This is a genomic window from Flavobacterium sp. CAU 1735 (assembly GCF_039888695.1).
Lineage (GTDB): Bacteria > Bacteroidota > Bacteroidia > Flavobacteriales > Flavobacteriaceae > Flavobacterium.
In genome coordinates, this window is sequence record NZ_JBDQQQ010000004.1 from 107,534 (window position 1) to 121,222 (window position 13,689).

General features: G+C 39.4%; 17 protein-coding genes. 10 read left to right on the forward strand and 7 right to left on the reverse strand.

Going from position 1 to position 13,689, the window contains the following annotated elements; translation table 11 throughout:
* The first annotated feature begins 56 nt into the window (after window positions 1-56).
* Both AAFN64_RS10965 and AAFN64_RS10970 read left to right on the forward strand, forming a co-directional pair.
* A complete protein-coding gene (locus AAFN64_RS10965; protein WP_347760462.1) occupies window positions 57-491 on the forward strand; it encodes an N-acetyltransferase in 435 nt (144 codons plus the stop codon).
* On the forward strand, window positions 470-1,348 hold the full coding sequence (locus AAFN64_RS10970; RefSeq protein WP_347760463.1) for a helix-turn-helix transcriptional regulator: 879 nt from the start codon (window positions 470-472) through the stop codon (window positions 1,346-1,348). Before AAFN64_RS10965 ends, AAFN64_RS10970 begins: the two co-directional genes overlap by 22 nt.
* On the opposite strand, the gene AAFN64_RS10975 is transcribed toward AAFN64_RS10970, so the two are convergent.
* Entirely contained in the window at window positions 1,349-1,693 is a 345-nt protein-coding gene (locus AAFN64_RS10975; RefSeq protein ID WP_300490202.1) for a tRNA-binding protein, read from the reverse strand.
* Window positions 1,694-1,776: 83 nt separating this feature from the next.
* Between AAFN64_RS10975 and AAFN64_RS10980 the strand changes: the two genes are divergently transcribed.
* The 3 genes from AAFN64_RS10980 (at window position 1,777) to AAFN64_RS10990 (ending at window position 4,573) form a co-directional block, all read left to right on the forward strand.
* A complete protein-coding gene (locus tag AAFN64_RS10980) occupies window positions 1,777-2,334 on the forward strand; it encodes a thioredoxin family protein (protein ID WP_300490199.1) in 558 nt (185 codons plus the stop codon).
* Between the two features lie 275 nt (window positions 2,335-2,609).
* Window positions 2,610-4,172: an FMN-binding glutamate synthase family protein gene (locus AAFN64_RS10985; RefSeq protein WP_347760464.1), complete on the forward strand. Its 1,563-nt coding sequence runs from the start codon at window positions 2,610-2,612 to the stop codon at window positions 4,170-4,172.
* Window positions 4,173-4,183: 11 nt separating this feature from the next.
* On the forward strand, window positions 4,184-4,573 hold the full coding sequence (locus AAFN64_RS10990; protein WP_136401174.1) for a GreA/GreB family elongation factor: 390 nt from the start codon (window positions 4,184-4,186) through the stop codon (window positions 4,571-4,573).
* 51 nt (window positions 4,574-4,624) lie between these two features.
* Here AAFN64_RS10990 and AAFN64_RS10995 read toward each other — a convergent pair whose 3' ends face one another.
* The 6 genes from AAFN64_RS10995 to AAFN64_RS11020 form a co-directional block, all read right to left on the reverse strand.
* Window positions 4,625-5,176 (reverse strand): hypothetical protein, encoded by a 552-nt coding sequence (locus AAFN64_RS10995; protein ID WP_347760465.1) that lies wholly within the window; start codon window positions 5,174-5,176, stop codon window positions 4,625-4,627.
* Window positions 5,177-5,273: 97 nt separating this feature from the next.
* Complete coding sequence (locus tag AAFN64_RS11000) at window positions 5,274-6,299, reverse strand: MvdC/MvdD family ATP grasp protein (protein WP_347760466.1); 1,026 nt, start codon at window positions 6,297-6,299, stop codon at window positions 5,274-5,276.
* A gap of 88 nt (window positions 6,300-6,387) precedes the next feature.
* Entirely contained in the window at window positions 6,388-7,362 is a 975-nt protein-coding gene (locus AAFN64_RS11005) for an MvdC/MvdD family ATP grasp protein (protein ID WP_347760467.1), read from the reverse strand.
* Between the two features lie 56 nt (window positions 7,363-7,418).
* Window positions 7,419-7,703, reverse strand: coding sequence for a microviridin/marinostatin family tricyclic proteinase inhibitor (locus tag AAFN64_RS11010; RefSeq protein ID WP_300490184.1), 285 nt, complete (start codon window positions 7,701-7,703; stop codon window positions 7,419-7,421).
* A gap of 342 nt (window positions 7,704-8,045) precedes the next feature.
* A complete protein-coding gene (locus AAFN64_RS11015; RefSeq protein WP_300490181.1) occupies window positions 8,046-8,978 on the reverse strand; it encodes a peptidylprolyl isomerase in 933 nt (310 codons plus the stop codon).
* Window positions 8,979-9,041: 63 nt separating this feature from the next.
* Complete coding sequence (locus AAFN64_RS11020; RefSeq protein ID WP_300490179.1) at window positions 9,042-10,199, reverse strand: MFS transporter; 1,158 nt, start codon at window positions 10,197-10,199, stop codon at window positions 9,042-9,044.
* Between the two features lie 145 nt (window positions 10,200-10,344).
* Here AAFN64_RS11020 and AAFN64_RS11025 point away from each other — a divergent pair, with 145 nt between their 5' ends.
* The 5 genes from AAFN64_RS11025 (at window position 10,345) to rplS (ending at window position 13,584) form a co-directional block, all read left to right on the forward strand.
* The gene (locus AAFN64_RS11025) at window positions 10,345-11,145 is read left to right on the forward strand and encodes a class I SAM-dependent methyltransferase (RefSeq protein ID WP_347760468.1); all 801 of its coding nucleotides are present in this window, start codon (window positions 10,345-10,347) and stop codon (window positions 11,143-11,145) included.
* Window positions 11,146-11,148: 3 nt separating this feature from the next.
* The gene (locus tag AAFN64_RS11030; protein WP_300490173.1) at window positions 11,149-11,595 is read left to right on the forward strand and encodes a DUF1569 domain-containing protein; all 447 of its coding nucleotides are present in this window, start codon (window positions 11,149-11,151) and stop codon (window positions 11,593-11,595) included.
* Between the two features lie 11 nt (window positions 11,596-11,606).
* The gene (locus AAFN64_RS11035; protein WP_347760469.1) at window positions 11,607-12,341 is read left to right on the forward strand and encodes a hypothetical protein; all 735 of its coding nucleotides are present in this window, start codon (window positions 11,607-11,609) and stop codon (window positions 12,339-12,341) included.
* A gap of 44 nt (window positions 12,342-12,385) precedes the next feature.
* Window positions 12,386-13,063, forward strand: a complete 678-nt coding sequence (gene trmD / locus AAFN64_RS11040; protein ID WP_300490167.1) for a tRNA (guanosine(37)-N1)-methyltransferase TrmD — start codon at window positions 12,386-12,388, stop codon at window positions 13,061-13,063.
* 167 nt (window positions 13,064-13,230) lie between these two features.
* Window positions 13,231-13,584, forward strand: a complete 354-nt coding sequence (gene rplS, locus AAFN64_RS11045; protein WP_347760470.1) for a 50S ribosomal protein L19 — start codon at window positions 13,231-13,233, stop codon at window positions 13,582-13,584.
* Window positions 13,585-13,689 lie beyond the last annotated feature (105 nt).

Genomic DNA, 13,689 nt, shown 5'->3' on the forward strand with positions numbered 1-13,689 from the left:
CGATAAGGTATTTTTCAGACCGTACTATTTTTGTCAGCAAATAATTTAAAAACAAAATGATACGAAAAATACACCCTTCCGAAATCGAAGAAACCGTTGCCTTATGGTATACCGCCTCAGTAAAAGCGCACGATTTTATTCCTGCCGAATACTGGGAAGCGCATAAAACGGAAATGGCCACCGCCTATTTACCCAACTCCGACACCTATATTTTTATCGAAAACAATACCATCGGGGGATTTATTTCCATGGTCGATTCCTTTTTGGCTGCTATATTTGTAGCTGTGGACCAGCAAGGTAAAGGAATCGGAAAACAACTGATCGATTTTGTAAAACAGCAACAGTCCGTTATCGAATTAAAAGTTTATAAAAAGAACGCCCCAAGTATCCATTTTTATCAGAAACAGGGATTTACCCTTGTAGAAGAAAGTCTGGAAATTGGTACCGGGGAAATCGAATGTTTAATGCAATGGCAACATCAGATGCAATAATGCTACACAACCTTGAATTTCCGGACGATACACGTCCGGTTATTCTATGTGATTACAACTACCAGCAACATCCTATATTGTTTGAAATGCCACCGCATAGTCACGATTTTTATGAAATTCTTTTTTTTGAAAACGGCAACGGCACTCACTATATTGACTTTGAAGCTCTACCGGTTTGTAGTGGCCGGATTTATAGGCTTCTACCCGGGCAAATACATTATCTAAACGACACTTCGCTTCGCGCCAAGGCGTTGCTTTTTGATAAAAACTTTCTGGATATTGCCGCTTTACAATTGCAATTGTTTGTTCCGTTTCAGGAACCTAAATTTGTAGATAGCACATCTGAATCCCAACCCGTTTTTAAGAAACTGTTGGAGCTAATCCAAATGGAGCAACAAAGTGAAACGATCAACTTTAATCTGATCAAACATTATTTGCAGGCGCTTTTACTCGCTTTGGACAAACACTATAAACCGACCGCTAACAAAAAGCTAAACGACCGGTTATATCCTGTTTTTGAATTGATCAAAACACATTTTACTACCGAACGGGAACCCGGATTTTATGCAACCCAATTACAGTGTACGCCAAAATATCTGGGTACTCTTTTAAAATCGGCTACCGGTAAAACCTTAAAGCAGCATTTGGATCAGCAGTTGCTGTTGGAAATCAAAAAGCAATTGTTACAAGACCAGCCTATTAATACGATTGCTTATAATTTACAATTTGAAGATCCCTCCTATTTTGGCCGCTTTTTTAAAAAACACACCGGGTTAACGCCATTACAATTTCGGGAAAAAGCCCACTTATATCGCGATAGTAAATCCTATTCGTTTTCGAAATGGGCGAATTCCTGATTAGGCAATTCGCAATCCGTTTTCTACTTTAAAATCGGTAGACAATAATATAATGTCACCTTCTCCGGCAACAGCACCCAAAACCAGACATTCGCTCATAAACTTTCCGATTTGTTTTTTAGGAAAATTCACAACTGCAATTATTTGTCGGCCGGTTAAGGCTTCTTTAGTATAGTGTTTGGTGATTTGTGCCGATGATTTTCGGATTCCGATTTCGGCTCCAAAATCGATGGTTAGTTGATAGGCCGGTTTACGGGCTTCGGGGAAATCGTTAACTTCCAGAATGGTTCCGACTCTCATTTCTACTTTTTCAAAATCGGCCCACGAAATAGTCTCTTGGTTCATTTTCTTTTTAGATTCGTTTTTTCAAAATTAGCAAATCATTCGGTAAATTCTTATCTTTAGGCACTTTTAACAATCCGATAAAAATGGCCCGTACTCCGTCAAATATGTTACCGTTAGGCACTATTGCTCCTGAATTTCACCTAAAAGACACCAATTCGTCGGATACGTTTTATTCGTTTTCCGATTTAAAAGGCGAAAAAGGAACTGTGGTGCTGTTTATCTGCAACCATTGTCCGTTTGTACACCATGTTATCGAAGAAGTGGTCCGAATTGCTAATGACTACCGCGTACAAGGCGTTGGCTTTATCGCGATTTCGAGTAACGATATTGTCAATTATCCGCAGGATGCCCCGGAATTAATGACCGAATTTGCCTTTGAAAACAAATTCGAATTTCCCTATCTGTATGATGAAACCCAACAAGTTGCGCGCGACTATGATGCGGCTTGTACACCCGATTTCTATTTATTCGACAGTTTGAATAAACTGGTCTACCGTGGACAATTGGATGACAGCAGACCCGGAAACGGTATTCCATTAAGCGGAAGTGATTTACGTGGCGCTATCGACGGAATCGTTTATAACAGGGTGATCAATCCGATTCAAAAACCCAGTCTGGGCTGCAATATTAAGTGGAAATAATGCAGATATAAAAAAAATACCTACCTTTGCCTTGTGTAAACAAAAAGAACACCATGTTAAGTAGTCCTCTATTAACGGTTATCAGGCCATTGCTTTCTGTAAGGAAACGCAGTCTGGCTGTTCTATTTTCGCACAACAAAGCCTTCATCAATTAGGCCCCGTATATAGTTCGTTTTTCTTTTTGCATATATACGCGGGTACATCCTTTACACTTTATACAGTAAATTAATTTTTTTCGGCCGATAAACGCTGCCGGACTCTTTTGTATATTTATCATGACATCTAAAAAGTTTTTTGCATCCCTTGTTGCACGTCAAATTATTTGGTTTGTAGCGATTACCGCTTTAATCGCAGGTTTGTATTTTGTAAAATTCCACGGTTTGGCCTGGGAAGTCCTCTTACTTCCGATAGCCCTAATGATCATCATTGCTGTCGACACCTTTCAGCCGCGCCACTCCATTCGTCGTAACTACCCGTTAATTGGTAGAATGCGTTACCTGTTCGAATCGGTTCGCCCCGAATTCCGACAGTACTTCTTTGAAGGCGAACTGGACGGAAAACCTTTTAACCGACGTCAGCGATCTATCGTTTACCAACGTGCCAAAAACGAAAAACAAACGATATCCTTTGGAATGCAGGACGACCCGAATCGTATCGGATACGAATGGGCGGCACACTCCGTATATCCTAAAAAAGCAGATGAATCAACTTTCCGTATTACGATTGGAAATACGCAATGTTTACAACCCTATAGCGCCAGTATTTTAAACATCAGCGCGATGAGTTACGGAGCGTTGAGTAAAACGGCCGTTACTTCGCTAAACAAAGGCGCCAAAATGGGTGGATTTGCGCACAACACCGGCGAAGGAGGTATTAGTGACTACCACCGTCAGGGAGGTGATTTGATTTGGCAGATCGGAACCGGATATTTTGGTTGTCGTAACCTGGATGGTACGTTTTCGAATGAATTATTTGCCGAAAGAGCTGCCTATCCGGAAGTAAAAATGATCGAGTTAAAACTGTCACAAGGTGCCAAACCCGGCCACGGTGGCTTATTACCGGCAGAAAAGAACACGCCTGAAATCGCCAAGATTCGTAGTATCGAACCCTATACCACGGTACATTCACCATCGGCACATACGGCGTTTAGCAATGCTATCGAACTGTTGTATTTTATCAATCAGCTACGACAGTTATCGAATGGAAAACCGGTTGGTTTTAAAATCTGTATTGGTCGTCAGGACGAATTTGTAACCATTGTAGAAGCCATGATGGAAACCCGGATTTTCCCGGACTTTATCACTGTTGACGGAGCCGAAGGCGGAACCGGAGCTGCTCCAATGGAATTTATCGATTATATGGGAATGGCCTTATCGGATGCACTGGTATTTGTGAGCGCTACCCTACGCCAATACGGAATTCGCGAGCAAATCAAAATTCTTGCGGCCGGAAAAGTAATTTCTGCTTTCGACATGGCAAAAGCGCTTGCTTTGGGTGCCGATGCATGTTACAGTGCGCGTGGAATGATGTTCTCTCTGGGATGTATTCAGGCATTACAATGTGACAGCGGAAAATGTCCGGTAGGAATTGCGACTCAGGATAAAGCGCTATACAAAGGAATTGATATTACCGATAAGAGTGTACGTGTTGCGAATTTCCATAAAAATACGATGAAAGCTTTAGGTGAATTTATCGGAGCCTGTGGTTTTGAAAACCCGAAAGAGATTACACCAGGTGTATTTTACCGCAGAACATCGGGGAATTCCAACCAGAGTTTCGCCGAGTTGTATTTTAAAGAAAAAGAAACGAATAGTAAAAAGGAAATGTCTAATTTTTAAAGATAATAGTTATGAAACCAATACCTGTATTAACACTGACCGATTATCAGTTACTTCGTGAATTGACAAAAAGTAGTCAGAACAGTACCAGTAAAAAAGAAATAATGCAATTGTCGCAGGAGTTGGACCGAGCCATTGTAAACAAAAACGATGTCCTGGAAGACAATATTGTACGTATCAATTCTTTTGTGGAAATTGAAGATACAAAAGCCAAACAACGTATGAAAATTCAGATTGTATTGCCGCAACTTTCTAATATCAAAGAAGGAAAAGTATCGGTAATTGCACCGCTGAGTATCGCGCTGATCGGTTTTAAAGAAAATGACGAAGTAGATTGGGAAATGCCGGCCGGAGTAAAATCGCTCCGAATTATTTCGGTTTCCAACCCGATTGAAGAATAATCCAAAAAAAAACACCTTCCTATACTGACGGTGTTTTTTTATGCCTACTGCCTAACGTTCCAGAATAATCTCCACTGGTCGGTTGGTTCTTGGTCCGAACTGCATTGCCTGTCGTTCGTTTTGTGCCGAACACAACACATACATATTGTAGCTGTTTAACGGAACGATTTGTGTTTTAAACAAGCCACCGTTTGCCTTGCCGTCGATATCTTCTACTTTAATCGAAAAGTTTTCAGCCGGAAATGTGTTTGCTACCGAAAGCAGATAATTTTCTTTTGCAAAAGGAAAAAACCAACGACTCTTCGCATTTTTATCGGTTTCTGCGGTAATTCTTTTACCGGTATCGTCAATCTTATAATTCAGGGAAAAAACCAACGCCTTGTTTGCATTGGTCCAACTATAGACATTATTCAGATTGATCACATCATTTCCCGCACTATCCACAATTGTAATTTTTAAATCTTTGATGGTTTCTTTTTTACCATTTTCATGGACGTCCAACACCAGATAGGACGTAAAATCGTAACCGCAATGTTGTGCGGCAACCTGCGCTTTGGCAGTAAAAAAACTAAAAAACAACGGTAATATATATAGGTAACGCATAATCATTAAATAAGGATTGTAAAAATACAAAAGCAAATAAAAAAAGCCCCCGAATGAGAGCTTTTAATTTTTGTATGAGATAATTTATAATATGACTCTAAACAGTCATCGTATTTCTTTCAAAAACCGGTGTATACCTACGGTTTGCCTTACCTAAAAGCACCTTAGCTATTTGTTCCGAAATCGGATTACCTTCCATTAGTCGGTCCAACCAGAAAAATTCTCCGGCCGAATTGATTTCAAGGAAATAATACTCATCGTCCGGTGTTACAATAACATCGATCGCGCCGTAGTTCACTTCATACATATCCATAAGTTGTAGCAACTTATCTTTTAAATCCGAAGGCAATTCATACGGTGTCCAATCTTTTAACAACTCAACGCCTTCACGACGCCAGTCTAATCGGGCATTATCCAGTTTTTGGGAATCGATTTCGAAGGCAAAAACCGCATCGCCTACGATTGTAATTCGCAATTCGACTTTTTTCTCCAGTTTTTCCTGGAATTGCATCGGACAATATTGTAAGGTGTCAATTTCGTCCAGATCTTCTTCCTTGATCAGGTTGGTAAATACCACATTTTCCACTCCGTTTCTATCGATCGCGAAAGAACTTTGCATTTTGGTAATCACTCCTTTCGGATGTTCTCTTACAAAACGTTTTGCCTCTTGCGGACTATTGGTAATACAGGTTTCCGGAACTTTCATCCCTAGAAAATCGGCAACACGCATTTGTTCTTCTTTACTATCCAAACGTCTGTACTTGCTATATTTTCCAATCTGGAAACAAGGTAAACTTTCTAAAAATCCAAACAAAGTAGCGCGGATTTCGCCATAGGTACTACTCAGATATTCTCTTTCCAGCACTTCACTCAGGTTACCCCCCAAGTTCATACTGCGTCTGTACCATAAGGCCGCACAATCATGAAGACCCACACGGGTTCCTTCATAATCCAGATATATTTTCCATTCTCCGTTTTCAAAACAGCTGCTTAAACTATATTTAAGCGGGTATTCATCTACATTAAAACGGATCGGTTCTCCGCCGTGTTCTCTAATTTTTCCCGATACGATGTCGATGCATTCATTATCCTGAGAATGCGTAATGATCAATACTTTTCCCATAACTATTTTTTTTTGTTATCTACAGACCCGAACCGGGCGTTTCACTATAACAGTTATTACTAATTTTCAAATACAAAGCAGAGCTGCCTTAGCAGATTCTTGCTACCAGTTTTTCGGCTATGGTTTGCCCAATCGGGTAACCTAAATCCCGTTGAATCATGCCCCACTCCCCTTGAGGGTTTACTTCCAGAAAGACATATTGCCCTTCTTTTTGGCGGATCATGTCAATCGCTCCGAAATACAGACCGATGTCGCGCATCATTTTTTCCAGCGCCAGACAGATCGGTTCCGGTAAGGTATATAATTCCCAGGACGGCATAATATCTTTTGCCGCACGCCAATCGGTTTTTCCGGCTTCTGAAGCCTGGGCATTAATTTTACCGGTAAAAAAAATACCGTCGACATAGATAATTCGCAGTTCATACATTTTTTCAATGTTTTGCTGGAATATCATCGGACAGTACGCTAAAGTTTCCAAACGCTCCAGATCCGATTCTTCGATTCGGGTCGTTGGAAAAAAAGGAGTATCCCCTTTCATACTACGGGATAAAGAGCCGTGTAATTTGGCAATCATATTGCCGTTACAAACCGTATGGAAAAACGTTTTTACCTTTTCAGGCTCATTGGTCATAAGCGTTTCCGGTATGTTTAAACCCGATTTACGGGCAAAGACCAGTTGTTCCAGTTTGTTTTCCCCTATCCGGTGATCCAATTCCATAGGATTCATCCAGGGAAGATGACGGAGGGATTCAAAAAAAAGACTACGCATGGTAGTATATTCCTGAAGATACATATTTTTAAAGGCGTCGTCAAGATCGTCCGGCACACCAATGTACCATAATTTCCTATAGTAAACGGCCTCGACAGTATCGAGAGAAACCAATACTCCATCTTGCTTTAATCGGACAGTGTATCCATTTTGATCAACTGTATATTCAAATTCCAGCTGATCGGAAAAAGTATCGGAATTTAATCGAAAAACCTCTTTTCCCAGTTCTTTTAAACGTTCTATTACAATATCGATCGTATAGAAATCATTACTGTGGCTTATACATAATATCATGGCATACAATAAAAACAGGCAATGTCCCCAAAAGAGGTCATTGCCCGTAAATTTTATTACAACATAGTAGGATCTGTGTCTGGCACTAAGATTGGTCCTCCAGTTTCATCGTTATCCGATGGATATTTCATTGTTTGCATCATATCCAAGTTTTTAGAAGTAACGATTGGCCCAGGTCCGTCTTCGTTATCTGATGGATATTTTAATGTAACGTAGATCGTATCAGCAGTTTTCAATGTGATGATATCACCACCTTGAACGGTGCTTTTTTCCTCGTTAGACAATTGGTTCTCTAAGAAATTCGCAAAAAAAGGCTTTTTAAGGTCTTTATTATTTTTCATAATTACTAAATTTTTAAAGTTAATTGAGTTGTCGAGTGTTATTTGCAAATAATTGACATTCCCAAAATACTATTTTTTTTATCGCTTAGGCAAAAAAAATCAGTTTATATAAAAAATAAAAACAAACAACTGGTTACAAGAACATTACACCTTTTAACAAAAGTTATAATTTAATAAAAAACTGTTAAATTTAACACAATTCTAATATGCATGCATATTAAAAAAGGACATTTTAACACTTCTAAAAGAATAACAAGGACAAAAACCACTCAAATCGCCTAGTATTAAAAACAAAAAAAACTGCCATATAAGGCAGTTTTTACTATATGTATAAAATGAATATTATTTTACATCCATTAATTCCACATCGAAAATAAGGGTTGCATCCGGTGGAATAACGCCACCAGCACCACGAGATCCGTATCCTAAATAAGAAGGAATCACGAAACGCGCTTTATCACCAACCTGTAGTAAGGCAATACCTTCGTCCCATCCTTCGATAACGTGACCTTTTCCTAATGGAAATTCGATAGGTTGTTTTCTTTTATAGGAACTGTCGAAAACCATTCCGTTTTCCAAAGATCCGGAATAATGAACTGAAACCGTTTTTCCTTTTTCAGCTTGTTTTCCGTTTCCTTTCTGGATCATTTTATAACGCAATCCGCTTTCTGTTTTTTCAAAACCGGCAGCCAGTTTTTCCAATGCTTCTTCCGCCTGACGTTTTTGCTCCGCTAAACGTTTTTCACGGGAACCTTCGAAAGTACGGAACGATTCAATAGCATTCCATTTTTGTGCTTCGTCACCTACTCTTACGATTTCAAGGCTTTCGATAACATCATCCTGAGCGATTGCATCAACGATATCCTGACCTTCCACTACATGTCCGAAAACCGTGTGCTTGTTATCCAACCAAGGCGTTTCCACATGCGTGATAAAAAACTGAGATCCGTTTGTTCCAGGTCCGGCATTTGCCATCGATAACACACCTGGTGTATCGTGTTTTAATTCCGGGTGAAATTCATCGTCAAACTGATATCCAGGTCCACCAACACCACTTCCAAGCGGGCAACCTCCCTGAATCATAAAATCGGCGATAACTCTATGGAATTTTAATCCGTCGTAATACGGTTTTCCCTGAGGTTTTACATCGTTCTCTAAATTTCCTTCAGCCAGTCCTACAAAGTTACCAACTGTTCCAGGTGTTTTATCATACGTTAGTTTCACTAAAATAACACCTTTGTTCGTATTAAATTTTGCGTAAATTCCGTCTTGCATTTTTTTTAATTTTAAATATAATGAGCAACAAATATAAGTTTATTTTACAAAATGTGAATTTCTTTATTTACGCTTGTACGTGAGTGCATAAATAATAATTGAGGCTACCGATAACATCGCGCCACCAATTGAAAAGGCGTGCCATTTTCCGAAATTCCATAGCCAAAGTCCAAAAGCCGATCCAAGTGCCGTTCCTAAAAAGCTAAACGACATATATACGGTATTCATCCGGTTACGCGCTTCGGGTAATAACGAATATACCCGCGTCTGGTTGGAAATATGTACCGACTGTAATCCGACATCGATAAACACGATTCCGATCATAATTCCGATCATACTTTCTGAAGAAAAGTAGAATACTATAAAACTGATCAATAATAACAAACAACCATAACCAATCACCACTCTCGGATTTCCTTTATCGCCCAGTTTACCAACCAAAGGAGCCGCCAAAGCACCGGAAGCACCTACGATACCGAAAAGTCCGATTGTAGCGCTGTTAAAATTAAACGGATCACCGGATAACAACAATACCATCGTGGTCCAGAAAGCACCAAACTGCGCAAAACTTAACGCATTGATCAAAGTGGCTTCACGTAACATCGGTTGTGTTTTGATCAACGAAAACAACGACTGCAATAATTCGCCATAGGTTCCTTTAAAATCGGGTTTGTTTACCGGGAATTTTTTCTGAATCACTACTACAATCAGCACGCACAATACGGCTGCAATCCAAAACATACCGCGCCATCCGAGCCATGCTCCAATAAAACCGCTAACGGTTCGCGAGATCAGAATTCCAACCAATAAACCACTCATCACTGTACCGATGACTTTTCCTCTTTGTTCGGGCGAGGCTAAACTGGCCGACAACGGTAAAATCAACTGCGGAACAATCGAAGCAGCTCCGATCAGGAAACTGGCTATTTGCAGCATTCTGAAATTGGAAGCCGTAGCCGCGATAATAAGCGCTACAACTGCCGCCAATGTTGTAAACTGGATTTGTTTTTTACGTTCCAGTTTATCGCCTAGCGGAACCATAAAAAACATTCCGATAGCATATCCGGCCTGTGTTAGATAAGTAATTGTACCAGCCTGATCTTCGGGAATAGCGAATTCTTTTGCGATAAGAATAATTAGGGGTTGACAATAATACAGGTTTGCGACAATTAAACCTGTTGCAATGGCCATAAAGCCAACATCTGTTTTGGATAAGTTCATGCCGCAAAATTAATCCGATATGTCTTAATTAAATCTTAAATTACAGGAAAAGATAAACAACCTATGTTGAGAAAAACGGACAAACAGTATATTTGTAAAGCACTTTTCTGACTTTTTCCGAAAAGCATCCATCAAAAAACACACTATGGAAATTCCAAAAGATTATTTAGCAACCAATAAAGCCACCTGGAACCAAAAAGTGGACTACCACGTGGATTCCGACTTCTATAATATGGAAGCCTTTTTAAACGGAAAATCAACATTAAATGATATTGAACTTCATTTATTGGGCGACGTAACCGGAAAAAAAATATTACACCTGCAATGCCATTTTGGTCAGGATACTCTTTCGCTGGCCCGTATGGGAGCCAAAGCCACCGGTATGGATTTGTCCGACAAAGCCATTGCCAAAGCCCGCGAACTAGCCGAGCAGCTCAATCTCGATGCTACTTTTGTTTGTTCCGATGTATACGATTTACCCAATCAGCTGGAAGGCGAATTCGATATCGTATTTACCAGTTATGGAACCATTGGCTGGTTACCCGATCTGGATAAATGGGCGAAAGTGATCCATCATTTTCTAAAACCCGGTGGAAAATTCGTTTTTGCCGAGTTTCATCCGATGGTATGGATGTTTGATTATGATTTTACAAAAATCGAATACAGTTATTTTAATACCGAAACGATTATTGAAACGACTGAGGGTACTTATGCCGACAAAGAAGCACCTCTAAAAAACGAGTCGGTAAGCTGGAATCATCCGCTTTCAGAAGTATTCCAATCGCTTATTAAAAATACACTGGAAATTAATACCTTTGAAGAGTACGATTATTCGCCATACAGCTGTTTTAATGAAGTAGAAGAATTTGCGCCAAACAAATTCCGTATCAAACATCTGGATAACAAAATACCAATGGTTTACGCTATTGTCGCCACAAAAAAATAACCTATGAAAAGCTTATATAACACGAATTCCAATCAGGAAATCATTGATCGAATCAACCAATTGTCGCCCCATTCCCTATCGCATTGGGGAAAAATGACTGTTAGTCAGATGATGGAACATTGTCAGGCGCCGTTAAAAGTGGCTTTTGGGGAATTAACGATACAACAAAGTCTGATCGGCTTTTTATTTGGCCGAATGGCAAAAAAGAAATTAATCAACGATAAACCTTTTGATCCGAATATCCCAACAGCAAAAGAATTTATCATCACACACGAACCCGATTTTGATGCTGCGAGGACTACCTTAATAGAACATGTTAGCCGTTTTCAAAATGGACCTTCGGTGATTAAAAATCTAAAGCATCCATTTTTCGGACCAATGACGGCAGAAGAATGGGATATTGCACAGTGGAAACACCTTGATCATCATTTAAGACAATTTGGTGTTTAACCGAACTGATTATGATTGCTCTGAATAGAATTTTTCTGGCAGTTAGTTGTATGACACTTTTTTCCTGTTCAAAAAGTGACTCTGGCTATAAACTATCGGGGACGTTTATTAATACATCCTATTTAGAGCAATCTAAAACAAAACGATTACGGGATATTCCTTTTTATGGTACCGAAATAACGTTTGAAAAAGACAGCATTCTATTTTCAAACGGATTTGAAACCGGAAAACTGGCCTATACACAAAAAGGAAATCAGTATGTTTTAAAGGAAGCCTATCAAAATAACGGTGTTTTAAAAGATATGATTCTGGAAGCGACTTCCGATACTACTTTTACCCTAAACGATACCGAATACACTACGACTACCACGCCTTCGGTTTTTACAAAATCCAAAACAACATTTGAGTCGGCACTGGCAAAAAAAGTAATTGACGGTACCTACGAAATACTATATCCGGAAACGTTAAAAAACACTCGTGTTACTTTTTCGGCTTTTACCATTACCGGGCTTCCGGATTACAATCGCTATAACCTCTGTTATTCCGGCGATTGTATGCAAATGATCACCGACACCATTAATAGTATTTCTTTAAATCGACCGGATGGTTCTACCGCTATCTTTGGCTGGCAAAATGGTCAGCAGCAAACACTCGAACTGTATCGCGTTTCCGATCCGATACCGGATAGCAAAGGCGGACAACGAATTACTCAAAAGGCCTTTATTCTTAAAAAAACCGGGAAATAATCTCATTGTTATTTTTTAGACTATTTTTGCGAAAATTTTTGAATATGCGCATTGATATCATCACCGTTTTACCCGAATTAATCAGGAGTCCGTTTGAAGCTTCTATTTTAAAAAGAGCGATCAGCAAAGGTCTGGTAGAAGTTCATTTTCACAATCTACGCGATTATAGCACCAACAAGCACAAAAACGTAGACGACTACCAGTTTGGCGGTGGCGCCGGAATGGTGATGAGCATTGAACCGATTGATGCTTGTATTTCAAAATTAAAAAGTGAGCGCGACTACGACGAGATTATTTATATGACTCCGGATGGTGCCACATTAAACCAGAAAATGGCCAATTCGATGTCGTTATTAAAAAACATCATCATTTTATGCGGGCATTATAAAGGTGTCGATCAACGCGTGCGCGATCAGTTTATCACAAAAGAAATTTCTATTGGCGATTATGTATTATCCGGTGGTGAACTTGGTGCGGCCGTTTTAGCCGACAGTATCATCCGATTGATTCCGGGTGTATTGAGTAACGAAACCTCGGCCTTAACCGACAGTTTCCAGGATAATTTATTATCGCCACCGATTTATACACGTCCGGCGGAATACAAAGGATGGAAAGTTCCGGATATTTTATTAAGCGGAAATTTCCCTGAAATCGAAAAATGGCGGGAACAAAAAGCATACGAACACACCAAAACCCGTCGTCCGGATTTACTGGAAGACTAATAATCAGGTGAATAGCTTTTTTATTCTACTTGCATTTTTTATTGTTTTTTACTACAAAAACACTTGCAAAATAATGTAAAATCACTATCTTTGCGCCCATATTTGGACCAACCTCTGACGATATCCGTGAATGTTGCTCTGATTCAAAACAATTAACATTAACAATCATGTCAAATTTATTAAAATTTGTTCAAGACGAATTCGTAGCGAAAAAAGATTTCCCTGAATTTGGAGCTGGTGATACTATCACTGTTTATTACGAAATTAAAGAGGGTGAAAAAACAAGAACACAGTTCTTCAAAGGAGTTGTTATCCAAAAAAGAGGTGCTGGTGTAACTGAAACTTTCACTATCCGTAAAATGTCAGGATCTGTAGGAGTTGAGCGTATCTTCCCTATCAACATGCCTGCTTTACAAAAAATTGAAGTGAACCAAAGAGGTAAAGTTCGTAGAGCTCGTATCTTCTACTTCAGAGAACTTACTGGTAAAAAAGCAAAAATCAAAGAAAAAAGAAGAAGATAATTCTATTTCGATGTTTTATAGAACAAGTCCCGGCCATGTCGGGACTTTTTTTTTCGCTAAAATTCAACACTCAAAATTATCATTTTAGCATTTTTTAAACGTCAA

Excerpts from the sequence above, each read along its gene's own strand:
- AAFN64_RS10965 (WP_347760462.1), top strand. The coding sequence starts at position 57 with ATGATACGAAAAATACACCCTTCCGAAATCGAAGAAACCGTTGCCTTA.
- AAFN64_RS10970 (WP_347760463.1), top strand. The coding sequence starts at position 470 with ATGGCAACATCAGATGCAATAATGCTACACAACCTTGAATTTCCGGAC.
- AAFN64_RS10975 (WP_300490202.1), bottom strand. The coding sequence starts at position 1,693 with ATGAACCAAGAGACTATTTCGTGGGCCGATTTTGAAAAAGTAGAAATG.
- AAFN64_RS10980 (WP_300490199.1), top strand. The coding sequence starts at position 1,777 with ATGGCCCGTACTCCGTCAAATATGTTACCGTTAGGCACTATTGCTCCT.
- AAFN64_RS10985 (WP_347760464.1), top strand. The coding sequence starts at position 2,610 with ATGACATCTAAAAAGTTTTTTGCATCCCTTGTTGCACGTCAAATTATT.
- AAFN64_RS10990 (WP_136401174.1), top strand. The coding sequence starts at position 4,184 with ATGAAACCAATACCTGTATTAACACTGACCGATTATCAGTTACTTCGT.
- AAFN64_RS10995 (WP_347760465.1), bottom strand. The coding sequence starts at position 5,176 with ATGCGTTACCTATATATATTACCGTTGTTTTTTAGTTTTTTTACTGCC.
- AAFN64_RS11000 (WP_347760466.1), bottom strand. The coding sequence starts at position 6,299 with ATGGGAAAAGTATTGATCATTACGCATTCTCAGGATAATGAATGCATC.
- AAFN64_RS11005 (WP_347760467.1), bottom strand. The coding sequence starts at position 7,362 with ATGATATTATGTATAAGCCACAGTAATGATTTCTATACGATCGATATT.
- AAFN64_RS11010 (WP_300490184.1), bottom strand. The coding sequence starts at position 7,703 with ATGAAAAATAATAAAGACCTTAAAAAGCCTTTTTTTGCGAATTTCTTA.
- AAFN64_RS11015 (WP_300490181.1), bottom strand. The coding sequence starts at position 8,978 with ATGCAAGACGGAATTTACGCAAAATTTAATACGAACAAAGGTGTTATT.
- AAFN64_RS11020 (WP_300490179.1), bottom strand. The coding sequence starts at position 10,199 with ATGAACTTATCCAAAACAGATGTTGGCTTTATGGCCATTGCAACAGGT.
- AAFN64_RS11025 (WP_347760468.1), top strand. The coding sequence starts at position 10,345 with ATGGAAATTCCAAAAGATTATTTAGCAACCAATAAAGCCACCTGGAAC.
- AAFN64_RS11030 (WP_300490173.1), top strand. The coding sequence starts at position 11,149 with ATGAAAAGCTTATATAACACGAATTCCAATCAGGAAATCATTGATCGA.
- AAFN64_RS11035 (WP_347760469.1), top strand. The coding sequence starts at position 11,607 with ATGATTGCTCTGAATAGAATTTTTCTGGCAGTTAGTTGTATGACACTT.
- trmD (WP_300490167.1), top strand. The coding sequence starts at position 12,386 with ATGCGCATTGATATCATCACCGTTTTACCCGAATTAATCAGGAGTCCG.
- rplS (WP_347760470.1), top strand. The coding sequence starts at position 13,231 with ATGTCAAATTTATTAAAATTTGTTCAAGACGAATTCGTAGCGAAAAAA.